The following is a 22,879-nucleotide window of genomic DNA, read 5'->3' as shown; positions in this document are numbered from 1 at the left end:
AACTTTGTGACTCTCTTCTACCGCTTATTTAACTGGCCTTTTCATTCATGAAACGCGGTTTTTACACCATCATGGCGGCGCAGTTTTTCAGCTCGCTGGCAGACAACGCCTTGTTTGTCGCAGCGGTTGAATTGCTCAAAGCCTCGGGCGGTGCCGAGTGGCAACGCGCCGCACTGGTGCCTATGTTCGCTTTGTTTTATGTGGTGCTGGCACCGTTTGTGGGCGCATTTGCCGATTCGCGCCCCAAGGGGCAGGTCATGTTTGTGAGCAACGGCATCAAGGTTGTGGGTTGTTTGATGATGTTGTTTGGCTCGCACCCGTTGATCTCTTACGCGATTGTGGGTCTGGGTGCGGCCGCCTACTCGCCCGCCAAGTACGGCATCCTCACCGAACTGTTGCCGCCTTCCATGTTGGTCAAAGCCAATGGCTGGATCGAAGGGCTGACGATAGGCTCCATCATCTTGGGGGTGCTGATCGGCGGCCAATTGGTCGGGCCCATGGTCTCTGGTCTGTTACTCAGTGTGGATGTACCCTTCATCGACACAGGCATAGACACCCCGCCCGAAGCCGCCATCAGTCTGATTGTTTTTTTGTACGTGCTGGCGGCCTGGTTCAATACCCGCATACCCGAAACCGGCGTGACCTTGGTTCCTTTGCACAGCCAAAAAGAACACGGTCTGGTCTTCAACCTGTTGGCGCTGGTGCCCGACTTCTGGCGCTGCAACAAGCTGTTGTGGACCGACAAACTGGGTCAAATTTCTTTGGCCACCACCACTTTGTTTTGGGGCGCCAGTGGCAATTTGCGCTACATCGTGCTGGCCTGGAGCGCAGTGGCATTGGGCTACTCCACCACCCAAGCCTCTTCACTGGTGGGGGTGGTCGCCATCGGCACCGCGGCAGGTGCTGTGATTGCATCGGTTCGCATGAAACTGGTGGACGCACCTCGCGTCATGACACTGGGTATCGCCATGGGCTTGTTGATTTTGGTGATGAATTTCATCAGCAACGTCTGGATTGCAGCGCCTTTCTTCATACTGTTGGGTGGTCTGGGCGGGTTTTTGGTGGTTCCTATGAATGCCTTATTGCAGCATCGCGGGCACAATTTGATGGGTGCCGGGCGTTCGATTGCGGTACAAAATTTCAATGAGCAAGCCTGCATACTCGCTTTGGGTGGACTTTACGCGCTGGCCACAGGCATGGGGCTGAGCGCTTTTGCTGCCATCGTCTGCTTTGGCTTGTTTGTCGCCGGCAATATGTGGCTGATACAACGTTGGCATGCCAGCAACTGCTTACATCACGCGCAGGAAGTCGCTCGCTTGATGGAGATTGCCCGCCAGGATCCTGGGCACTGATGCATGACGAAGTCCACCCTAGGTCCGGTGTTGGGCTTGGTGGCCAATGCCTTGGTGTTTGGTGTGTGCTGGTGGCCATTGCGCGAAATGCAATGGCGGGGATTACATCCCCTGTGGGCCACCTCTTTGATGTATGGCTTGTCATTTGCCTTCATTTGCATGCTGCGCCCGCAATGGTTTCGCAGCCTGCGTCAGCACCCGCAACTCTGGTGGTTATTTCTAGGCTCCGGCCTGACCAACTTGGGCTTTAATTGGGCGGTCACGCAGGGTGATGTGGTGCGGGTGGTGCTGCTGTTCTACACCATGCCTGCATGGTCGGTATTGTTTGCCTGGTGGCTCTTAGATGAAAAACCCCATCGCATGGCGATGCTGCGTCTGCTGCTGGCGCTGTGCGGCGTGGCCTTGGTGCTCAAGACGCCAGAGACACCTTGGCCATGGCCCAGCGGCGCCATGGATTACTTGGCCTTGTTGGGCGGCGCCAGCTTTGCGCTGAACAACGCCATGTTGCGCAAATTGGCCTATTTGCCCGAGAGCGATCGCATGGCTGCGATGTTTGGCGGCGGTATGTGCATCACGGCAGTGGCAGCGGCAGCTTTGGCGCCCCTTGGTCTGGTGAGCCTGCCAACCGATGTCAGTTGGTGGCCATTTGCCCTGGGTTTGTCCTTGTGCCTGCTATTTTCCAACCTCAGTTTGCAATACGGCGCAGCCCGATTGCCAGCTCACACCACCGCCTTGGTCATGTTGTCAGAGATTGTGTTTGCCACGGCTTCGTCTGTGTTCATGGGCGTGTCTGAGTTGAGCTTACGCAAACTCATGGGTGGGTTAATGATTGTTTTTGCTGCTATTTTGGCGACAATGCAAGCTCACACCAAGGAGTCCGAATGAACGCCGCTTCCCTTTACGATTTTCAAGCCAATGACATCAACGGCCAGACAGTGCATCTGTCTGACCATCGGGGCAAGGTGCTGTTGATCATCAACACCGCCAGCGCTTGTGGTTTCACACCCCAGTTCAGCGGGCTGGAGCAATTGCACCAAACCTATGCCGATAAAGGCCTGGTGGTGCTGGGCTTTCCGTGCAACCAGTTCGGCGCACAAGACCCGGGCAGCAATGCCGAGATCGGTGCGTTTTGTCAAAAAAACTATGGCGTGAGCTTTGCCATGATGGAGAAGATTGACGTCAATGGCAACCAGGCCCACCCCTTGTTTCAATGGCTGAAACAACAAGCACCAGGCGTGTTGGGCAGCGAAGGCATCAAATGGAATTTCACCAAATTTCTGGTCGGACGTGATGGTCAAGTCATTAAACGTTTCGCTTCACTGGACAAACCTGCGGCATTGGCATCCGACATAGAACAAGCACTGACCTTGTCTTAACCATGTCCGCCACCACCAGACTTCGCAGCCGCCTATTAAGGTTGTTTGGGGCTGGCTGGAACATGGCGTTTAACCAGCTTGAGAGTGTTTTTGTCCTGTTTTTTTTCGTCATTTTGGCCAATTTGGTGGTGTTTTTATTGCTGTCTGAACCGTTTGCGTTCAAACATGCGTTCTGGTTAGCTTTGACTGGGGTTTGCCTGAGCGGACTGGCTTATCGTGTTTTTCACTGGTCAATGAAACTGGCCACTCACATGTTGTTGATCCAGTCTTACCTGCTGGTGATGTATTGCGTGTGGGTCTCTGGCGGCTTGTTCTCTTCATCCATCATCTGGCTCATGATTCTGCCGGTGCCCGCCATGTTTTTACTGGGCTGGCGCGATTCATTGGTGTGGATCGGGGTGGTTCAATTGTCGTTACTGATCCTGGTGCCGTTGACAGAAAACGGTTGGCTGCCCGTCAGCTATGTGTATAGCCAGAAACATCTATGGTGGTCGCTGGGTAATTACGTGTTCACTGCCATCAGTTTGTTTGGTGGATTGATGGTGTACCTGCGTATTTACAACCACCAGTTAAGTGAAATCACCCAGCGCAACATCGAGTTGAGCGCCAACCGAACCGCCCTGTTGCAAGCAGAGTCCTACAAAGACCAATTTCTGGCTTCGGTCGGTCACGAGTTGCGCACGCCCATGAATGCCATTCTGGGCTTCAATGACGTGATTCGTGCCGAATTAACCGCCGAGAAAAAAAGTCTGCAAACACTGGACTTGATTCGCTCGTCTACCGAGCGCTTGCTCACACTGGTGAATCAAATTCTGGATTTTTCTCAAATCCAGGCGGGTCGCCTGCCATTGAAATTAACGCCCACCTACTTTCCCGACGCGTTCACTCAGTGTATGGAAAAGTACAAGCGACCGGCCAACGACCCCGTGCGTTTTCATGCCAGTCTGAGCCCTGAATTGCCCGCATGGTTGATGACCGATGCCTTGCGAATCAAGGATGTGCTGTGTCATTTGATTGATAACGCGTTCAAATTTACCCAGAACGGCGAAGTCCGGCTGCAAGTGAGTAAGGATCAGGACCATGTGTTGTTTGAAGTGATCGATACCGGCGTAGGTATTGCACCAGAGTTGCAATCTTTCATCTTCAACCGCTTCGAACACGCTGACCAACAAACCCATATCGAATTCGGTGGTGCAGGCTTGGGCCTGGCCATTTGCAAGGGCTTGATTGATTTGTTTGGTGGACAGATTGGCTTGCGCAGTCAGCCGGGACATGGCGCCTATTTTTGGTTTCGCATCCCCTTGCTGGTTTGTGATGCACCTGCGCACAACGCAGCCGTCACTGACCGCGGCATTGCGCTGCAAAAGCAACCGCTGTCGCTGTTGCTGGTGGATGACAACGCCATGAACTTAAAAGTAGCCAGTCTGATGTGCGCTCAATTGTGGCCGCAGGCTTCGTTGCATTGTGTCTCCAGCGCTCAATCATGTCTGATGTATGTGGAAAACCACAAGGTGGATGCCATATTGATGGATTTGATGATGCCGCAGATGAATGGCTTGCAAGCCACACGCACCATTCGCGCCATGCAGAACCCTGTTCTGGAGAAGCTGGTCGTGATTGGCTTGACCGCCAGCAGCCACCCACATGACCATGATGAATGCCTGGCGGCAGGAATGAACGATGTGTTGGTTAAACCCCTGAGCAAAGCTTTGCTGCAAACGTCGGTCGAGCGGTTGGTGCATGACGCAAGGAGCTTGCATGGCTGAAACAAACAAGACCCTGTGGCAATCGTATCGATCGCACGTGATGTCGCGTTGGCATGACACCAAATCACAGTTTTATATAGGCTTTACTTTTTGTCTGGCCTTGATGAATTTCATCATTGCCAGCCAGACACCCGACCCGGTCGGCCAATTCAACACCTATGTGTTGGGTCTGGTCATTTGCCTATTTATGTTTATGTTTGTGTTGGGTTTGCCGTTGCACTGGACGCTCAATGCCGCCATCGGCTACGGCGTTTTTCACTTGCTACGCGAAGCCATCTTGACCGGCGGCATGTTTTCCAATGCCCTCAATTGGCTGGTCATGGCGCCCTTGATTCCCTTGGTTTTGCTCAGCGTGCGTGCGGGTATTTTCTGGATGACGGTGTATTTGCTTTGCTTGGGTGGTTTAGCGCTCAGCAGTTGGCAAGCTTGGATTTCGCCTTTTTATGTGGCGCCGCCTCAGTTACTGCGACTCAACGCTTGGAACAATGTGGCCATCAGTATTTTTCTTTTGTCCTTGCCATTGATCTACGAACGCCTGTATGTGCGCACGCTGCGCCTGAGTGCGAAACGACAAGCCAATTTGTTGCAGTCGCGTACCGAACTGATGCGCGCTCAAGTGGTCAAAAATAATTTCATTGCCTTGCTGAGCCATGAATTGCGCACACCGATGAACGCCATCATCGGCTTTAGCGATTTGCTGAGACAAGATGTCAAAGACCTGCCAAGGGCGCTGGAATTGGCCGAGTTGGTGAAGCAGTCCAGCGACCATTTAATGACCGTCATCAATGATGTACTGGATTTTTCATTGCTGCAAAGCGGGCAATTGAAAGTGCAACATGAGCCGTTTGAATTGATGGTCACCGTTCGCGCTGCATTCAATTTGTTTTTGCAACGGGTCAACAGCATGAATATCCTCTACACGCTGCAGACCGGCCCCAACCTACCGGTTTTTGTTCAATCAGACCGGCACCGTTTGATGCAAATTCTGGTTAATTTATTGGGTAACGCCATCAAATTCACCCACCAGGGGACGGTCAGCTTAAGCGTTGAATGCCAAGACAATCAGTTGTTGTTTTCTGTCACAGACACTGGCATCGGTATCCCCAGCGAAAGAATTGACAAAATTTTCGAACGCTTTGAACAGGCGAGCAACGACACAGCAAGCGTTTATGGCGGCAATGGATTGGGCTTGTCCATCAGTCGCCATTTGGTTCAGTTGTTGGGCGGACAAATCGGCGTGCAAAGCCAGCAGGGCCAAGGCTCGCGGTTCTGGTTTGCGCTGCCAATGGTCAGCGCAGAACAGACTTCACCGTCTATCGAGGATGACACCGGCATCACCCGTCTTCAATCATTCAACGTCCGTTTTCTGGTGGTCGACGACAGCGCGGTCAACCGTTTATTGGCTTGCCAAGTGGTGAACTCTCACTGGCCCCATGCCTTTTTGCAACAGGCTGGCAATGGCCAAGAGGCGTTGGACGCATTGAGCAAACAAAGCTTTGATCTCGTACTGATGGACATGCTGATGCCGGTGATGGATGGTATTGAGGCCACACGACGTTTGCGCACGCAATGGCCTGTGCCACAACGTGACGTACCTGTGCTGGCACTCACCGCCAACGTGAATGCCGATGACCATCAACGCTGTCTGGATGTGGGCGTCAATGCCATGGTGCTCAAACCGTTTGAGCGCCCCAAACTGTGTGCCCTTATCGAAGAGCAATTGCTGCTGTCCCCGGCATTTATGCAACGGTTGAATGCGCCGCAGCCGTAAACATCGCTTCATCCACTATTTCTACCCAGTGCCTGACCGGCACTTGCGTGCCACTTTGTAAATGCGTGATGCAACCTATGTTGGCACTCAGAATGGCTTGCGGACGCATCTCCTGAAGGTTGCCGAGCTTGCGGTCGCGCAGCTGGGTGGCCATGGCCGGTTGCAGCACGCTGTAAGTGCCAGCCGAGCCGCAGCACAAATGCGCTTCGTTGGAGGCGACTTGCAGTTTGAACCCAAGCGCGTTCAAATGGCTTTCCACGCCGCCTTTGAGTTGCTGTCCGTGTTGTAGCGTACAGGGCGGGTGAAACGCCATCAGCCCTAATGATTGGGCAGACTGCGCTGGCATACGCTGTTTCAATGCAGGCACCAAATCCGGGAGCAGTTCGCTCAGGTCTTTGGTCAATGCACTGATGCGTTTGGCCTTGTCTGCGTAAGCTGCATCGTTGCGCAAAATATGGCCATAGTCTTTGACGGTAACGCCGCAGCCTGAGGCGTTCATCACAATCGCCTCCACGCCCTGGCTGACATGTGGCCACCAGGCATCGATGTTGTTTTTCATTTGCACCAAGGCGCCGTCTTGGTCGTTCAAATGAAATTTGACGCCGCCACAGCAACCAGCCAGCGGCTCAACCAAGGTTTGAATGCCGCAAGCGTCCAGCACCCGCGCAGTCGCACTGTTGATGTTTGGGCTCATAGACGGTTGCACACACCCAGCCAGCATCAAGACTTGCCGTGCATGGTTTTGCGTCGGCCAAAGACCTGCGCTACGCGCTTCGGGTACCTTGGCTTTGAGGGAACCAGGCAACAAACCGCGCACGGCTTGACCCAACTTCATGGCCGGCGCAAACAGCGGTGAATTCAAACCCTCTTTCAAAGCCCAACGTACCGCTTGTTCGCTGGCAGGGCGCGGCACTTTGTCATCGACCAGCTTGCGACCGATGTCCACCAGGTGGCCATATTGAACGCCGCTGGGACAAGTCGTTTCGCAGTTGCGGCAGGTCAAACAGCGGTCTAAGTGCAACTGTGTATCGCGTGTCGGCGTTGCACCTTCAAGCACTTGTTTGATCAGGTAAATGCGTCCTCGCGGGCCATCTAGCTCGTCACCGAGAAGTTGGTAGGTCGGACAAGTCGCGGTACAAAATCCGCAATGCACACATTTGCGCAATATGGCTTCAGCTTCTAGGCCATCGGCGGTGTGCTGGTATTCGGGGGAGAGTTGGGTTTGCATCAATTAAATACCAAGTCGTGCCGTGTTAAACACAGCGTGTGGATCAAACTGTTTTTGTAAATCGCGCTGAATACGCAGTTGTACCGCGGGCAATTCCGTGAATACAGGCACATCATCACCAACGCCCAAGCCTCGTCGGAACAAGGTGGTATGACCGCCAGCCTGGCGAGCGGCCTGACGCAACTGTGACGCCGCAGACACAGGCGCCCAGCACCAGCGCAAACCGCCGTGCCATTCGATATACATGGCGTAGGGCAGATCCAGCACCGGCGTGGTCGGCGGCACACTCAAACGCCACAAACAGTGTTCAGATGATGCTGCCTTGAAAAAAGAATGGGTTTGTTCTCGCCCAGCCTGCCAATCCTCTGCCGCTGGAAGTTGTTCCATGCGTCTGGCCTGACCACCCAAGGCCTGCACCTCGGCGATCATGCGCGGACAAGCGGCTTCGACGGCAGCAACCGCGCCGCGCAATCGCACGAACAACACACCGTTGTTGGCCGTGTCGGTGAGGTCATTCAACCAAGTGCTTGCATTCAGCGGCAGCGCCTGCGCGCCCCAACGATGCAATTGGTTCAAAGCGTCAAGCTGCGACAGTTGACAGGCCAGCGTGGCTTCCGCTGGTGCGCTTGGTAACACTTTGAGCGACACCTCAGTGATCACCCCCAAGGTGCCCATGCTTCCTGCAAGCAAACGCGACACGTCATAGCCAGCGACGTTTTTCATGACCTGACCGCCAAAGGTCAGTTCTTCGCCTAAGCCGTTGATCATCTTGACGCCCAGCACATGGTCACGCACACCACCGACAGTGGCGCGCGACGGTCCGGCCAGCCCAGAGGCCACCATGCCGCCGACGGTCGCAGCTGCGCCAAAATGTGGCGGCTCATAAGCCAGACATTGACCTTGGGTAGACAGCAGTTGCTCAAGTTCTGCCAGTGGTGTTGCGCATCGCGCTGTCACCACCAACTCGCTGGGCTCGTAACTGACCACGCCAGTGTAGGCGCGTGTGTCCAGCACGGCATGGGAAGGGTTGTGCTCACCGTAAAAATGCTTGGTGCCGCCGCCTTGTATGCGTAAGACTAATCCATCAGCAGCGGCTTGACGGATATGCGCTTTGAAATTTGAAATCACTGAATCCATGGATGGATGTTAGCCTTTGATGTCACGCTGTCAGTTCACTTGGCACGCATCACCACACGCGCCAACAAAAAACGCCCCGCAGGGCGCTTGGGTGATGAGATTGACCTGATTACTTGGCAATCACGCGCACCATTTCTAAGCACTTGTTGGAGTAACCCCATTCGTTGTCATACCAGCTGACCACTTTGACGAAGGTGCTGTCCAAAGCAATGCCTGCGTCTGCGTCAAACACACTGGTGCAAGGCTCGCCGCGGAAATCCGTGGCCACGACTTTGTCCTCGGTGTAGCCCAGCACGCCTTTCAATGCGCCCTGACTTTGTGCTTTCATTTCAGCGCAAATCTCGGCATAGCTGGCGGGGTTTTCCAACTCCACCGTCAAATCGACCACGGACACATCGGAGGTCGGCACACGAAAGGACATACCAGTGAGTTTTTTGTTCAATGCCGGAATCACCACGCCAACCGCTTTGGCTGCGCCAGTGCTGGAAGGAATGATGTTTTCCAACATACCGCGGCCACCGCGCCAAGCGTTGTTCGATGGACCGTCCACGGTTTTTTGTGTGGCCGTGGCGGCATGCACCGTGGTCATCAGACCACGCTTGATGCCCCATTTGTCATTCAACACTTTGGCCACAGGTGCCAAGCAGTTGGTGGTGCAAGAGGCGTTAGAGACGATGGTTTGTCCGGCGTAGGTGTGGTGATTCACGCCGTAAACAAACATGGGCGTGTCGTCTTTTGAGGGTGCTGACAACAACACTTTTTTGGCGCCAGCCGCCAGGTGTTTTTCGGCGGTGGGTTTGTCCAAAAACAAACCCGTGGCTTCAATCACGGTATCAGCGCCGACCTCGTTCCATTTCAATGCAGCCGGGTCACGCTCTTGTGTGAGACGAATTTTTTTGCCATTGACCACCAGCACGCCGTTGTCAACCGACACCTCACCTTTGAAGCGGCCATGGACGCTGTCGTACGTCAACATGTATGCGAGGTAATCTGGCTCCAACAAATCGTTGATGGCAACGATTTCAATGTCGTTGAAGTTTTGAATAGCGGCACGAAATACCATGCGACCGATGCGACCGAATCCGTTGATACCTACTTTGATAGCCATGGCTGATCTTTCTCTGTAGACAAGTTAAACAATATAAAACCTACGCAGCCTGCATCCATCAGGCTGCGTTGAAACATCAACCGCGTTGCAACACTTTGCGCACGGTGTCAGCGACGTTTTCAGGCGTGAAGCCGAAATGCTTGAACAACACGGGCGCGGGCGCACTCTCGCCGTAAGTGTCTATACCTACGACTGCCGACACGCCGTATTTCCACCAACCGTCGGTGCTGCCCATTTCGACCGCAATGCGCGGCACTCCGGCTGGCAATACTGCCGTTTTGTACGCCACGCTTTGGCGGTCAAACGTGGTGGTGCTGGGCATAGACACCACGCGTACAGCAATTTTGTGTTCAACCAGCAAAGCCTGCGCTTTGAGTGCAAGCTGTACTTCAGAGCCGGTGGCGATGATGACGGCTTGCGCTTTTTTATTCATGCCAACTTCGGAGGGCTCGGCCAGCACATAAGCGCCTTTGTTGATCGCGTCCAGACCGCTGGCGTCTTTGGCCTTGCTGTCGCCTTTGGGCAAATATGGCAGGTTTTGGCGGCTGAGCAGCAAGGCGGTCGGGCGGTGTGCGTTTTGCAATGCCACTGCCCATGCGACGGTTGTCTCTGCGGTATCCGCCGGACGCCACACATCCAGTCCAGGGATCAAGCGCAAAGAAGCTGCGTGTTCTATCGATTGGTGGGTTGGGCCGTCTTCGCCCAAACCGATGGAGTCGTGGGTGAACACATGCACCACGCGCTGCTTCATCAATGCCGCCATGCGGATGGCATTGCGTGAATAGTCGGAGAAAGTGAGGAATGTGCCGCCGTAAGGGATGAAGCCGCCGTGCAGCGTGATGCCATTCATGATGGCAGCCATGCCGAACTCTCGCACACCGTAATTGATATGACGACCGCCGTGGCCATGCTCGTCCTTGACGACGCGGCCCGCCAGATCGACACGCATATTCGGTGTGGACTTGGTGTTGGTCAGGTTAGAGCCGGTCAAGTCGGCACTGCCGCCGAGCAGCTCGGGAATGGCCGCGGTCAAGGCTTCAAGCGCCAGTTGACTGGCTTTGCGGCTGGCCACAGTTTCTGCTTTGGTATTGGCTGCGACCACGGCATCGACCACGGTTTGGTGGAAATTGGAAGGTAACTCCCCTGCCATGCGGCGTTTGTATTCAGCAGCCAGTGCGGGGTGTGCGGTTGCATACGCTTGGAACAACTGCTTCCAATGCTGTTCTTGCTGCGTGCCTTTGGACTTGCCGTCCCAATCGGCGTACACATCAGCAGGCACATGAAACGGCTCATGCGGCCAATGGATGGCGGCTCGGGTCAGCGCGATTTCGTCTGCGCCCAAAGGCTCTCCATGTGCTTTGGCGGTGTCGACCCGATTGGGGCTGCCTTGGCCAATGTGTGTTTTACAAGCGATGAGGGTGGGCTTGTCTGCGCTGTGTTTAGCGTTGGCAATGGCTTGAGACACCGCATTCACATCATGGCCATCGACCGTGATGACGTTCCAGCCGTAGGCCTTGAAACGCGCGGGTGTGTCGTCGATGAACCAAGGCGTGACCTTGCCGTCGATGGAAATGCCGTTGTCGTCATAAAGCGCAATCAACTTGTTGAGCTTCCAGGCACCTGCCAAAGCGCAAGCTTCGTGGCTGATGCCTTCCATCATGCAGCCGTCGCCCAAGAAGACATAGGTGTGATGGTCAACGATATCGTGGTCGGGGCGGTTGAATTCGGCAGCCAGCAGTTTTTCTGCCAGCGCCATGCCCACCGCGTTGGTGATGCCTTGGCCGAGCGGGCCGGTGGTGGTTTCCACGCCGGGGGTGATACCGACCTCGGGGTGACCAGCGGTTTTGCTGTGCAACTGGCGGAAGTTTTTCAACTCGCTCATCGGCAAGTCATAGCCAGTAAGGTGCAGCAACGCATATATCAACATTGAGCCATGTCCGTTGGACAGCACGAAGCGGTCTCGGTTGGCCCAATGCGGATTGGTTGGGTTGTGTTTGAGGTGTTCGCCCCAGAGTGCAACTGCGATATCCGCCATGCCCATGGGCGCGCCGGGATGACCGGAATTTGCAAGTTGTACCGCGTCCATTGCCAATGCACGAATTGCACTGGCCATTTGTTGGTGGTTCGCCATGAAAGGCTCCGTAAAAGGGGTGTGAATAGGGGAACCTATTATTTTAACCAAACCGGCTGGGTGCGGCTGTGTGGCCCGTAGCAGCGGTTTTGACCAGCGGTTAGCACAGGCAACAGTCATTCAAACCGATTCGCTGGCTGCAGCAACGGCGTGGCTGGCTACACTCGCAGCACTGTGACTTTGAACACGCACGCAAACATTTTTACAGGTTCGGCCCAGGCCATGGTCTTGGCCGCTGGTCGCGGCGAGCGCATGCGCCCGCTCACCGACACCTGCCCTAAACCACTGCTTCAAGTGCATGGATTGCCGTTGCTTCAGTATCCGTTGCGTGCTTTGGCACGCGCCGGAGTTTCATCGGTGGTGATCAATACTGGCTGGCTAGGCGATCAGATTGAACCGGCTTTCGGGTCTTACTTGGTTTCATATTCATCGGCTTTTGCGCCTGTTGCAACTACCGCTTCGACCCACCCTATGCGCCTGCTTTACTCGCACGAAGGACGCGGTGCAGGTGAAGCACTTGAAACTGCGGGCGGCATTGTGCGTGCCCTGCCTTTGTTGAAAGACGTTTTTTGGGTGGCGGCAGGCGATGTGTTTGCGCCTGGGTTTGATTTTTCTACGGAGGTTTACGACAATTTCAAAGCGAGCAATGCATTGGCGCATCTTTGGCTGGTGCCCAATCCGGCACACAACCCGGCTGGCGACTTTGGTTTGTCCGCCGAGGGATTGGCTTTGAACCTGCCGTGCCCCACAACAACGACCCAGCACATTGCGGATGCAAATACTGGTTCATTGACTGGTGCGGGTGCATCCTCTGCTTCAGATGAATCACCGCGTTACACCTTCAGCACCATTGCACTGTACAAAAAAACATTTTTCAGCGAAGCCCGGTGTGGCATTCCCGCAGGCAACCCGCAATCCGTCAAAGCGCCGCTGGCTCCCTTACTGCGTCGTGCCATGGACGAGGGTTGGGTGACCGCGTCGTTGTACAGCGGCCTATGGGTGGATGTGGGAACGCCGGAGCGATTGGCGCAGTTGAACGTTTCCTCATAAAGCGCCTCCTCTTGCGATACGCCCCGCGCGGCGCCATTTTGGGTAATCACCAAGGGCACGCGGTATGCGGCGATGTGTGCCAGCAGTTGCGCCGAGTAGGTTTTCAAATAGCTGATGGGTTTGATTGAGTGAGCGAAATGCGTCGACTGAATACAGTCTTTTAAAGGTTTTATAGCAACCACAAAGACAATCGCCAAAACCGACTTCTACAATGGCTCTATGACTTCCATTTACTCCACCCGCCGCGCTGCTTTAGCCGCCCAATTAGGCGCTGGCGGCATCGCTTTGATTCCGACTGCGCCTGAGCGCGTGCGCAACCGCGACGCGGATTTTCCGTTTCGCCACGACAGCTATTTTTATTACCTCACCGGATTTTCCGAACCACATGCATGGTTGGTGATAGAGGCCAACGGACGCAGCACTTTGTTTTGCCAGCCCAAAGATTTGGAACGTGAAATTTGGGACGGCATTCGCTTAGGTCCTGAAGCCGCGCCAGCCGCGCTAGGGGTGAACCAAGCGTTTTCTGTGGCCGATTTGGACGCGCAATTGCCCCAGCTGCTGGAAAACCAGGCCTCGGTCTGGTACCCGTTTGCCACGCACGATGGAATGTCTGCCCAAGTCGATGGTTGGTTAAACAAAGTTCGCGCCCGTGTTCGCTTGGGCGTGTCCTGTCCCTCGGTTCAACAAGATGTGTGCGTGTTGCTGGATGACATGCGTTTGGTCAAAGACGCGCACGAACAAGACGCCATGCGCCGCGCCGCGCAAATCAGCGCCGCTGCCCATGTACGCGCCATGCAATTGAGCGCACGCATGCTGCGCGACGGGCAGGATGTGCGCGAATACCACCTTGACGCTGAAATGCTGCACGAGTTCCGCCGCCACGGCTCGCAATTCCCTGCTTACACGTCCATCGTTGCCGCCGGTGCCAATGCCTGTGTGCTGCATTACCGCGCCGATGCCGCACCCGTGCATGACGGCGAACTGGTGTTGATTGACGCCGGTTGCGAACTCGACGGCTATGCGTCTGACATCACCCGAACGTTCCCTGCGAATGGCAAATTCACTGCTCCTCAACGCAGGCTCTACGACATTGTGCTGGCCGCGCAATACGCTGCAGCAGACGCTACCCGCGCTGGCGCACGTTTTAACGACCCACACAACGCAGCACTGAAAGTCTTAGCCCAAGGCTTGCTGGATGTGGGCCTGTTGTCGCACGACAAACACGGCTCGCTGGACGATGTGCTGGAGAAGAAAGCCTATTTCCCGTTTTACATGCACCGCACCAGCCACTGGCTGGGTATGGATGTTCACGATTGCGGTAGTTATGTCGAGCCCGGCGAAAAGAATACCGAGGCCGCCAAAGCCGATCCGTTGACCGGCCTGATGGTGCAACCGCGCCCGAGCAGGGTTTTGCATCCCGGTATGGTGCTGACCTTGGAGCCAGGCTTGTACGTGCGCCCAGGCAAGGACGTGCCTGAAGAGTTTTGGAACATCGGCATACGCATTGAAGACGATGCCATCGTCACGGCCAGCGGCTGCGAGTTGATCAGCCGCGCGGTGCCTGTGGACGCGGATGAAATTGAAGCTTTGATGCGAGGCTGAAGCCGTCCTCCTCTCACATCATAGAGGCTATCAATCAATTAGCTTATATCAATTGGCTTTATTTATCGAAAGCCTCTATCATTCTTCCTGTACCGATTCATTTCATCAATCACAGGAGTCTTTATGAGCAACAACCAACGCCCCGAGATCAAGACCATGGCCAATCTTGAAGCCGCTTTTGCTGGCGAGTCCATGGCGCACACCAAATACCGTTATTTCGCCCGCATTGCACGCGCCATGGGGGATGAAGAAACCGCCCGCACGTTTGAGGAAACCGCCGAGCAGGAGCTGCACCACGCTTTCGGTCATTTGGATTTGCTCTACCCCAAAGCGGATATGACACCAGCTAAGGCCTTACAAGTCGCCATCGATGGCGAAACCTACGAGTACACAGAGATGTACCCCTCGTTCAGACAAGCTGCCGAGGCCGAGGGCAACGCGGCAGCAGTAGCCGAGATGAACGAGCAGATCGAAGAGTCCCGTGTTCACGCGGCACAGTTCAAAGCGACATTGTTAAAAGCTCAAAAACGCTTTGCGGCTTTGGCCACCGTGGAAGAACGGCACGCCAACCACTACAAAGCACGTCTGGCCTTGGTCACAGCCTGAGCACAGGATTTAGCGATACTCACCCTTAATCATTAACGAATCACGCAGGAGTTTTCATGAGCAACACCCACCGAACCTATGTTTGTATTGTTTGCGGCTTTACCTATGACGAAGCCACCGGTCGACCCGAAGACGGTATTGCAGCTGGCACGCTGTGGGCCGATGTGCCAGCCGATTGGACATGCCCCGATTGCGGCGTGTCAAAGTCTGACTTTGAAATGGTTGAGGTCTAAGCCATGAGCAACGCACCCGTGTTGGTGCTGGGCAGCGGCCTGGCCGGTTGGACGGTCATCAAGGAGTTTCGAAAGCATGACACGCAGACGCCGCTGATGCTGTTGACCGCTGATGCAGGGGATGCCTACCCGAAACCCGCGTTGTCAACAGCATTTGCGCAAAACAAATTGCCTGCACAGTTGCGTAACGGCTTGGCCAGCGAATTGGCAGCTCCCTTGAACCTGCAATTGCAAACCCACACACGCGCCTTGACCCTAGACCTCACCAAGCAAGAATTGCACACTGACCAAGGTGTGTTCGCTTACAGCCGCTTGGTACTGGCCAACGGCGCAGACCCGATTCGCATCCCGCTAGAGGGTGACGCCGCCGATTCCGTTTTGTCGGTGAATCAACTTGCCGACTACGCACGGCTGCGTGAACGCTTACACCCGGGCATGCGCGTGCTCATCATGGGTGCAGGCTTGATCGGTTGCGAGTTCGCCAATGACCTCGGCCGCGCGGGTTTCAAGGTTCAGGTCGCCGATCCTGCTTCTCGCGCACTGTCCGCCTTGCTTCCTGAGCAAGCCAGTTTGCAATTGCAGCAAGCGCTGACGGCCTTGGGTGTGGCTTGGTATTTTGGTGACAGCGTGATCGGTCTGAATAAACACAGCGGCGCCTTGCAAGCCACATTGAAAAGCGGCGCAACCATCGATACAGACTTGGTGCTGAGTGCCATCGGACTTCGACCCCAAATCAGTTGGTTGAAAGACGCGGGTCTGCAATGCGACAAAGGCGTGCTGGTCAACCCTTTTTTGCAAACCAGCGATCCGCACGTCTACGCGCTGGGCGATGTGGCGCAGTACGCTTCGGCAAATAACCGCTTGCTTCCCTATGTGATGCCCATCATGACGGCTGCACGCGCACTCGGCGCCAGCTTGGCCGGGACCCAGACCGAGGTTGTATTTCCTGTCATGCCGGTGGCAGTCAAAACACCTGATTTGCCGTTGCTGCTGGCGCCGCCCGCACCGGGCGTCACCGGAGAATGGCAACTGCTGGAGGAGGGCGTATGGAAATTCATGGCTGTGACCGCAGAGTGCCAAGGTTTTGTATTGGCTGGCAAACAAACCTCGCAGCGCAGCAAGGCTTTGCAATGGCTGGTACCGTGAGCCCATGCTTTCTTATGGGATCAAAAATCTGTGGATTTGTTCGTTGTATGCTCTGAGCAATGCATTGCTTTAGCTCACCCTTTTCTTTCTCCTGCCTCCACAGCCTATGGGCTTGCCTGCTGGCAGGCCTGGTGAGTGGCAACGTGCAAGCAGAAGTCACGCTGTGGGGCGGGCGCCCGGCATTGGGTATGGCGTATGAATACGAAAAAATGTCCGATCAAATCAGCCGCGCCCAATCCATCACCTTGATGCCCGGATTAAGTTTCAAAGACGCTGGGGTTCACCGCATCGATTTGCTGGTCAATGTAGAGCGGGATAAAACCACAAATGGCAACACCTCGTCTTACAGTCATGTGCAAAGGTTGGCGCTGCGGGCGCTGAAAAATGTTCCCTTACAAGGCGAGCTAAGCATGAGTTTTCGCGCTCTGGCCGGTCGGGTTCACGGCAGCAGTGACAAGTATTTTTACGGCTACAGCGAGGCTGCATTGCACTACGATCACAATGCGTTGGGTATTTCATCGGGTCTGCGTGTGCAAAGAGCTTTAGATAACAGCAGCGGCCATGATCTCAACAAAATATGGGTCGGTCCCCGTATTGACATAGCTGAACAACATGCGCTCGAATTGCGTTGGGAAAGAGCTTGGGTTGCGCGTACCAATGTCCGTGACAGCGACGCTTATATTGTTGAATACAGCTACAAATTTTGAACCCGCATTGATCGAAAGAAAAGCATGAGTGATCAGAAAGCGCCAGCGGCCGACCACACCAGCCCGCAAGCCCGCGCCGAATTGCGCCGCGCAGCACTCGAATACCACGAGTTCCCTTCACCTGGCAAAGTCGCTATCCAAGCCACGAAACAACTCGTCAACCAACATGACTTGTCTTTGGCTTACTCGCCTGGGGTAGCCGCGCCTTGTGAAGAGATCGTCAAAGACCCGAACAACGCTTACAAATACACCAGCCGAGGCAACTTGGTTGCGGTCATCACCAACGGCACGGCTGTGCTGGGCTTGGGCGACATTGGCCCACTCGCCGCCAAGCCGGTGATGGAAGGCAAAGGCGTATTGTTCAAAAAGTTTGCCGGCATCGACGTGTTTGATATTGAGATCAACGAAAAAGACCCCGACAAACTGGTGGACATCATTGCGGCTTTAGAGCCCACTTTCGGCGGCATCAACCTGGAAGACATCAAAGCGCCAGATTGTTTTTATGTCGAGCGCCAATTGCGAAAACGCATGAAGATTCCGGTGTTTCATGACGATCAGCACGGCACCGCTATCGTGGTCGGCGCCGCCATATTGAACGGATTGAAAGTCGTCGGCAAAGATATTTCCAAGGTCAAACTGGTGGCGTCCGGCGCTGGCGCGGCAGCACTGGCCTGTCTGGGCATGCTGGTGAAACTGGGCATGCCACGCCAAAATATTTGGGTCACTGATTTGGCTGGCGTGGTCTACGAAGGTCGCAGCGAATTGATGGACGAAGACAAAATCGCGTTTGTTCAACCCACCTCGGCTCGCACACTCGGCGAAGTCATTGCAAACGCCGATGTGTTTTTGGGCTTGTCTGCCGGCGGTGTGCTCAAACCGGAGATGGTGAAAGCTATGTCTGCGCGGCCACTGATTCTGGCGCTGGCCAATCCAACACCGGAAATCCTACCCGAAGAGGTGTTGAAGGTGCGTGACGACGCCATCATGGCCACAGGGCGCACCGACTACCCGAACCAAGTCAACAACGTTCTGTGCTTTCCCTATATTTTTCGCGGCGCACTCGATGCAGGCGCATCCACCATCACATCTGAAATGGAAATAGCGGCAGTTCACGCGATCGCCGAACTGGCGCAAGCAGAACAAAGTGAAGTGGTTGCCGCTGCTTACGCAGGCGAAAACCTGGCATTCGGCCCCGAATACCTGATTCCCAAGCCATTTGACCCGCGCTTGATGATGAAGATTGCGCCTGCTGTGGTGCAAGCGGCGATTGCCAGCGGCGTGGCGCAACGTCCCATCGCCGACATGGACGCTTACCGCGAAAAATTGCAATCGCTGGTTTATGCCTCTGGCGCCGCCATGAAGCCGGTATTCAGTGCGGCCAAGCGCGGCAGTAAAAAACGCATTTGTTATGCCGAAGGTGAGGACGAGCGCGTGTTACGCGCCTCGCAAATTGTGCTCGACGAAGGACTCGCCAAACCTATTTTGATCGGCCGCCCGTCAGTCATCAGCCAACGCATCGAGCGCTTTGGCCTGCGCCTGACCGAGGGGGTTGATTACCAAGTCGTGAATGTAGAGGACGATCACCGCTACCGGGACTTTTGGCAAAGTTACCACCGCATGACCGAGCGCAAAGGCGTCACCCAACAACTGGCCAAGATAGATATGCGTCGTCGCCTGACATTGATCGGTTGCATGATGGTACACAAGGGTGAAGCCGACGGCCTGATTTGCGGCACCTGGTCAACGACGGATTCCCATTTGTACTACGTAGATCAGGTGATCGGTCTACGTCCTGGCGTCACTACCTACGCTTGCATGAACGCATTGTTGCTGCCCGAACGCCAGCTGTTTTTGGTTGACACGCACATCAATTACGACCCCAGCGCCGAACAATTGGCCGAAATCACCATCATGGCAGCAGAGGAAATGAAGCGCTTCGGTGTAGAGCCCAAGGCGGCCTTGTTGTCGCATTCGAATTTCGGCAGTAGCAACCATCCGACTGCCTTGAAAATGCGCCGCACACTGTCATTGGTGCAGCAACGCGCCCCTTGGCTAGAGATTGACGGCGAAATGCATGGCGATGTGGCCATAGACACAGCCGCCAGACAAGTGTTGATGCCAAATGGCACTTTGCATTCAGATGCCAATTTGCTGGTCTTACCCAACTTGGATGCAGCCAATATCACCTACAACCTGCTGAAAACCGCGGCAGGCGGCAATATTGCGATCGGCCCGGTCTTGCTAGGGGCAGCCAAGCAAGTGCAAATCCTGACCGCCAGCACCACGGTCAGACGGATTGTGAACATGACTGCCATTGCTGTGGCCGATATAAACTCAGTTCGATAAAGCACTGGCGGCAAGCGAGCACTTGCCAACTTAGACAAATAGACACTGTTTTGGACGCTGGTTAAGCAGCCTATCCTTGCATATTTAACGAGTTTGCCGGATAATTGCTGAATCGAATTTTCGGGTTAACCCGAGTTTGAACACTGAATGCAGTGCTGCCAAGTGGCATTGTTGACGGCATTTACACCGCTAAACAGTGTTTCAAACTCCAATTTTGCAGGAATACCATGGCGATGGACATGCCTCTTCGTACAGTCAAAACAAATATCGTGCAATCCATACGCGCATTTCGCGTGGCCGATTTGCAAACTGCTGCATCGCAATTAGGTTATCACTTTTTGTATGCCAATTTGGCGCTGGCCCAAAGCAAGCAAGATATTTTGGACATGACAGCTCAGCAATTCACGTTTCCACAGCAAGTCGGCAAAAATTTCGATACTTTGTTTGACTGCTTAAGCGATGCGCTTTACAAATCAGGTCAGCAACCCGGTTTCATTTTGGTGCTTGAACACATTCCAGCGCACGCCAAATTCGACAAAGAAGCACGCGAACAGCTGTTGGACGTGTTCCGTGAAGCCGCCGAGTTTTGGGCCGAGCGCAAAGTGTCATTCCGCTGCTTTTATTCTTTTTCAGTAGCACGGGCTACAGCGGCTGAGCGCACAGACGGCATTGAACCCACAGGCATTGAAATCGGTGACGGTGAAAAAATGCCGACCGACAAACTGGTCGATGTGTCTCCGCTGGCATTGCGCATGAGCAGCCCATTCAACGCAGGTTATTGGCTGACTGCAGCTTAAAACTGCGTCTGATGTCAGTTTACAAAACCCCGCCTCGCGGGGTTTTGTCATTTAAAGAATGACGCCGCCGCCCAAACATACCTCGCCGTCATACAACACTGCCGACTGCCCGGGCGTCACCGCCCACTGCGCTTCGGGAAATGACAATTCATAAGCGCCTGCAGAGGGTGAGTAAAAAGAGCAAGCAGCATCGGTTTGGCGGTATCTGGTTTTGGCAAAACAATCTGTCAATACAGGTGCAGATCCCGTTGCCCAACTCGCGTCCTCAAACTGCAAGCGCCCCGACAACAACCATGGATGGTCATGGCCTTGCACCACCCATAAGGTGTTGGTTTGCATGTCCTTGCGTGCGACAAACCAAGGCGCGTGATCGCCACCGCCGCGCTGCACACCTTTTTCTTTGATGCCGCCTATACCCAAGCCTTGACGCTGTCCCAGTGTGTAAAAACTCAGCCCTTGGTGTTCTCCGATTTTTCTACCCAGATCGTTTTTGATAGGCCCTGGTGTTTTGGCGATATAGCGGTTTAAAAACTCTCGAAACGGTCGTTCGCCGATAAAGCAAATACCGGTGGAATCTTTCTTACGCGCATTCGGCAAACCGGCTTCATCGGCGATGCGGCGCACTTCGGTTTTTTGCAACTCGCCCACAGGAAATAAAGATTGCGACAACTGCGACTGGGTGAGTCGGTGCAGAAAATAACTTTGGTCTTTGCTGTTGTCCAACCCCTTGAGCAATTCATACAAACCAGTGCGCGGGTTGAGGCGCACCCGGGCGTAATGACCGGTCGCCATTTTGTCCGCCCCTAGCGCAAACGCATGGTCGAGAAATGCTTTGAATTTGATTTCTGCGTTACACAAAATATCTGGATTAGGTGTGCGCCCGGCCTGGTATTCGCGCAAAAATTCGGCGAACACGCGGTCTTTATAGTCAGCAGCAAAGTTGATGTGCTCGATCTCTATGCCGATCACATCAGCGACGGCGGCGGCGTCTATGAAGTCCTGGTTGGATGAACAATATTCATCGCTGTCGTCGTCTTCCCAGTTTTTCATGAAGATGCCTACCACTTCATGACCTTGACGTTTCAACATCAATGCCGTGACCGCCGAGTCGACGCCGCCACTCAATCCCACCACGATACGCTGCTTCTTGCTCATGCGCTGATTATCGGCGGCAAGGACAATGCCGCCTTGTTCTGGTTATCAATGCATCCTCTTCATTTACAAAAGAAACATTAACGGTGATGGCTGTGCCAACGATCAAGTCTGCTTAATTGGCAAACGCCGCAATGCCGGTGATGGCGCGGCCCAAAATCAAGGCGTGAATATCGTGCGTGCCTTCATAGGTATTGACCACCTCCAAGTTCACCAAGTGGCGAGCCACCCCGAACTCGTCGCTGATGCCATTGCCGCCCATCATATCGCGCGCCATGCGAGCTATATCCAAGGCCTTACCGCAAGAATTGCGTTTCAATATGGACGTGATTTCCACCGACGCCGTGCCTTCGTCTTTCATGCGACCCAAACGCAAACAGGCTTGCAAGCCAAGTGCGATCTCGGTTTGCATATCGGCCATTTTTTTCTGAATGAGCTGATTGGCGGCCAGCGGCCTGCCGAACTGTTGTCGGTCTAAGGTGTACTGCCGCGCGCGGTGAAAACAATCTTCTGCTGCACCCAAGGCACCCCACGCAATGCCGTAACGTGCGCTGTTCAAACACGTGAACGGGCCTTTCAAACCTTGTACTTCGGGAAAGGCGTTGTCTTCGGGCACAAACACGCCATCCATGATGATTTCTCCTGTGATGGAGGCACGCAAACCCACTTTGCTGTGGATGGCGGGCGCGCTCAAACCCGCCATGCCTTTTTCCAATACAAAGCCACGAATCGGCCCGACCACGCCAGCCTCGGTCACTTCTTTGGCCCAGACCACAAACACATCGGCAATCGGTGAGTTGGAGATCCACATTTTGTTGCCACTGAGTGTGTAACCACCCTTGACCTTGTGCGCGCGACTGGCCATGCTGGCTGGGTCAGAGCCGTGGTCGGGCTCGGTCAAACCGAAGCAACCTATCCATTCGCCGCTGGCGAGTTTAGGCAAGTATTTTTGGCGCTGGCCTTCGGTGCCAAATTCAAAAATCGGCAACATCACCAAGGAAGATTGCACGCTCATCATCGAGCGGTAGCCGGAGTCCACGCGTTCGACCTCGCGCGCGATCAAACCGTAAGCCACATAGTTCAATTCCGGTCCGCCGTATTGCGCGGGGATGGTGGGGCCAAGCAAACCAAGTTCGCCCATTTCGCGGAATATCGCGACATCGGTTTTTTCATGCCGGAAAGCTTCGGTCACGCGCGGCAGCAATTTGTCCTGGCAATACGCATTCGCGGCGTCGCGAATCATGCGCTCGTCTTCGCTCAGTTGCTGGTCCAGCAACAAAGGATCGTCCCAGTGGAATGCGGTCTTGGCCATGAATGCTCCGGTTGTCCGTGTGTGTGATTGTCTGATGTTAAACCCGGGCATAAGATTTT

General features: G+C 54.6%; 18 protein-coding genes and 1 pseudogene. 13 read left to right on the top strand and 6 right to left on the bottom strand.

Annotated features, from left to right (window positions below; translation table 11 throughout):
• The first annotated feature begins 47 nt into the window (after window positions 1-47).
• The 5 genes from lplT to AC9UG7_RS06435 are packed head-to-tail and all read left to right on the top strand — an operon-like array spanning window position 48 to window position 6,265.
• The gene (gene lplT / locus AC9UG7_RS06455; protein ID WP_509585760.1) at window positions 48-1,352 is read left to right on the top strand and encodes a lysophospholipid transporter LplT; all 1,305 of its coding nucleotides are present in this window, start codon (window positions 48-50) and stop codon (window positions 1,350-1,352) included.
• 3 nt (window positions 1,353-1,355) lie between these two features.
• Window positions 1,356-2,237: a DMT family transporter gene (locus tag AC9UG7_RS06450; RefSeq protein WP_509585758.1), complete on the top strand. Its 882-nt coding sequence runs from the start codon at window positions 1,356-1,358 to the stop codon at window positions 2,235-2,237.
• Entirely contained in the window at window positions 2,234-2,728 is a 495-nt protein-coding gene (locus AC9UG7_RS06445; RefSeq protein ID WP_509585756.1) for a glutathione peroxidase, read from the top strand. Before AC9UG7_RS06450 ends, AC9UG7_RS06445 begins: the two co-directional genes overlap by 4 nt.
• A gap of 2 nt (window positions 2,729-2,730) precedes the next feature.
• On the top strand, window positions 2,731-4,494 hold the full coding sequence (locus tag AC9UG7_RS06440; protein WP_509585754.1) for a hybrid sensor histidine kinase/response regulator: 1,764 nt from the start codon (window positions 2,731-2,733) through the stop codon (window positions 4,492-4,494).
• Window positions 4,487-6,265 (top strand): ATP-binding protein, encoded by a 1,779-nt coding sequence (locus tag AC9UG7_RS06435; RefSeq protein WP_509585752.1) that lies wholly within the window; start codon window positions 4,487-4,489, stop codon window positions 6,263-6,265. Before AC9UG7_RS06440 ends, AC9UG7_RS06435 begins: the two co-directional genes overlap by 8 nt.
• Here the strand turns inward: AC9UG7_RS06435 and glcF are convergent.
• From glcF to tkt, 4 genes are all read right to left on the bottom strand, one after another.
• The gene (gene glcF, locus AC9UG7_RS06430) at window positions 6,234-7,493 is read right to left on the bottom strand and encodes a glycolate oxidase subunit GlcF (protein ID WP_509585750.1); all 1,260 of its coding nucleotides are present in this window, start codon (window positions 7,491-7,493) and stop codon (window positions 6,234-6,236) included. The genes AC9UG7_RS06435 and glcF overlap by 32 nt on opposite strands.
• Before the next feature lie 3 nt (window positions 7,494-7,496).
• Window positions 7,497-8,630, bottom strand: coding sequence for a glycolate oxidase subunit GlcE (gene glcE / locus AC9UG7_RS06425; RefSeq protein WP_509585748.1), 1,134 nt, complete (start codon window positions 8,628-8,630; stop codon window positions 7,497-7,499).
• Window positions 8,631-8,739: 109 nt separating this feature from the next.
• A complete protein-coding gene (gene gap / locus AC9UG7_RS06420; protein ID WP_509585746.1) occupies window positions 8,740-9,738 on the bottom strand; it encodes a type I glyceraldehyde-3-phosphate dehydrogenase in 999 nt (332 codons plus the stop codon).
• Between the two features lie 76 nt (window positions 9,739-9,814).
• The gene (tkt, locus tag AC9UG7_RS06415) at window positions 9,815-11,869 is read right to left on the bottom strand and encodes a transketolase (RefSeq protein WP_509585744.1); all 2,055 of its coding nucleotides are present in this window, start codon (window positions 11,867-11,869) and stop codon (window positions 9,815-9,817) included.
• 222 nt (window positions 11,870-12,091) lie between these two features.
• Between tkt and AC9UG7_RS06410 the strand changes: the two genes are divergently transcribed.
• The 8 genes and pseudogenes from AC9UG7_RS06410 to AC9UG7_RS06375 all read left to right on the top strand — a co-directional run.
• Window positions 12,092-12,919: a nucleotidyltransferase family protein gene (locus tag AC9UG7_RS06410; protein WP_509585782.1), complete on the top strand. Its 828-nt coding sequence runs from the start codon at window positions 12,092-12,094 to the stop codon at window positions 12,917-12,919.
• Between the two features lie 219 nt (window positions 12,920-13,138).
• Window positions 13,139-14,521 carry an aminopeptidase P N-terminal domain-containing protein gene (locus tag AC9UG7_RS06405; RefSeq protein WP_509585742.1) on the top strand — a complete coding sequence of 461 codons (1,383 nt, stop codon included), beginning with the start codon at window positions 13,139-13,141 and terminating at the stop codon, window positions 14,519-14,521.
• Between the two features lie 123 nt (window positions 14,522-14,644).
• Entirely contained in the window at window positions 14,645-15,127 is a 483-nt protein-coding gene (locus tag AC9UG7_RS06400; RefSeq protein WP_509585740.1) for a rubrerythrin family protein, read from the top strand.
• Between the two features lie 56 nt (window positions 15,128-15,183).
• Window positions 15,184-15,360, top strand: coding sequence for a rubredoxin (locus AC9UG7_RS06395; protein WP_509585738.1), 177 nt, complete (start codon window positions 15,184-15,186; stop codon window positions 15,358-15,360).
• A gap of 3 nt (window positions 15,361-15,363) precedes the next feature.
• Complete coding sequence (locus AC9UG7_RS06390; protein ID WP_509585736.1) at window positions 15,364-16,506, top strand: FAD-dependent oxidoreductase; 1,143 nt, start codon at window positions 15,364-15,366, stop codon at window positions 16,504-16,506.
• A 131-nt stretch (window positions 16,507-16,637) separates the two neighbouring features.
• A complete protein-coding gene (locus AC9UG7_RS06385; RefSeq protein ID WP_509585734.1) occupies window positions 16,638-17,213 on the top strand; it encodes a hypothetical protein in 576 nt (191 codons plus the stop codon).
• Window positions 17,214-17,237: 24 nt separating this feature from the next.
• A complete protein-coding gene (locus AC9UG7_RS06380; protein ID WP_509585732.1) occupies window positions 17,238-19,559 on the top strand; it encodes an NADP-dependent malic enzyme in 2,322 nt (773 codons plus the stop codon).
• Between the two features lie 227 nt (window positions 19,560-19,786).
• Window positions 19,787-20,188: pseudogene (locus tag AC9UG7_RS06375) on the top strand (barstar family protein); the annotation flags it as partial.
• A gap of 219 nt (window positions 20,189-20,407) precedes the next feature.
• On the opposite strand, the gene mnmA reads toward AC9UG7_RS06375, so the two are convergent.
• Together mnmA and AC9UG7_RS06365 are read right to left on the bottom strand one after the other, a co-directional pair.
• Window positions 20,408-21,511: a tRNA 2-thiouridine(34) synthase MnmA gene (mnmA, locus tag AC9UG7_RS06370; protein WP_509585730.1), complete on the bottom strand. Its 1,104-nt coding sequence runs from the start codon at window positions 21,509-21,511 to the stop codon at window positions 20,408-20,410.
• Window positions 21,512-21,623: 112 nt separating this feature from the next.
• Entirely contained in the window at window positions 21,624-22,820 is a 1,197-nt protein-coding gene (locus AC9UG7_RS06365; RefSeq protein ID WP_509585728.1) for an acyl-CoA dehydrogenase, read from the bottom strand.
• Between the last annotated feature and the right edge of the window lie 59 nt (window positions 22,821-22,879).

The organism is Limnohabitans sp., from assembly GCF_046052765.1.
In the GTDB taxonomy this organism is placed as follows: Bacteria; Pseudomonadota; Gammaproteobacteria; order Burkholderiales; family Burkholderiaceae_C; genus Limnohabitans.
Note: the sequence above shows the minus strand (reverse complement) of the source record. Positions and strands in the feature narration are given on the sequence as shown.

Excerpts from the sequence above, each read along its gene's own strand:
- AC9UG7_RS06445 (WP_509585756.1), top strand. The coding sequence starts at position 2,234 with ATGAACGCCGCTTCCCTTTACGATTTTCAAGCCAATGACATCAACGGC.
- mnmA (WP_509585730.1), bottom strand. The coding sequence starts at position 21,511 with ATGAGCAAGAAGCAGCGTATCGTGGTGGGATTGAGTGGCGGCGTCGAC.
- AC9UG7_RS06390 (WP_509585736.1), top strand. The coding sequence starts at position 15,364 with ATGAGCAACGCACCCGTGTTGGTGCTGGGCAGCGGCCTGGCCGGTTGG.
- glcF (WP_509585750.1), bottom strand. The coding sequence starts at position 7,493 with ATGCAAACCCAACTCTCCCCCGAATACCAGCACACCGCCGATGGCCTA.
- AC9UG7_RS06400 (WP_509585740.1), top strand. The coding sequence starts at position 14,645 with ATGAGCAACAACCAACGCCCCGAGATCAAGACCATGGCCAATCTTGAA.
- AC9UG7_RS06380 (WP_509585732.1), top strand. The coding sequence starts at position 17,238 with ATGAGTGATCAGAAAGCGCCAGCGGCCGACCACACCAGCCCGCAAGCC.
- AC9UG7_RS06435 (WP_509585752.1), top strand. The coding sequence starts at position 4,487 with ATGGCTGAAACAAACAAGACCCTGTGGCAATCGTATCGATCGCACGTG.
- AC9UG7_RS06440 (WP_509585754.1), top strand. The coding sequence starts at position 2,731 with ATGTCCGCCACCACCAGACTTCGCAGCCGCCTATTAAGGTTGTTTGGG.
- lplT (WP_509585760.1), top strand. The coding sequence starts at position 48 with ATGAAACGCGGTTTTTACACCATCATGGCGGCGCAGTTTTTCAGCTCG.
- AC9UG7_RS06450 (WP_509585758.1), top strand. The coding sequence starts at position 1,356 with ATGACGAAGTCCACCCTAGGTCCGGTGTTGGGCTTGGTGGCCAATGCC.
- glcE (WP_509585748.1), bottom strand. The coding sequence starts at position 8,630 with ATGGATTCAGTGATTTCAAATTTCAAAGCGCATATCCGTCAAGCCGCT.
- AC9UG7_RS06365 (WP_509585728.1), bottom strand. The coding sequence starts at position 22,820 with ATGGCCAAGACCGCATTCCACTGGGACGATCCTTTGTTGCTGGACCAG.
- tkt (WP_509585744.1), bottom strand. The coding sequence starts at position 11,869 with ATGGCGAACCACCAACAAATGGCCAGTGCAATTCGTGCATTGGCAATG.
- AC9UG7_RS06395 (WP_509585738.1), top strand. The coding sequence starts at position 15,184 with ATGAGCAACACCCACCGAACCTATGTTTGTATTGTTTGCGGCTTTACC.
- AC9UG7_RS06405 (WP_509585742.1), top strand. The coding sequence starts at position 13,139 with ATGACTTCCATTTACTCCACCCGCCGCGCTGCTTTAGCCGCCCAATTA.
- gap (WP_509585746.1), bottom strand. The coding sequence starts at position 9,738 with ATGGCTATCAAAGTAGGTATCAACGGATTCGGTCGCATCGGTCGCATG.
- AC9UG7_RS06410 (WP_509585782.1), top strand. The coding sequence starts at position 12,092 with ATGGTCTTGGCCGCTGGTCGCGGCGAGCGCATGCGCCCGCTCACCGAC.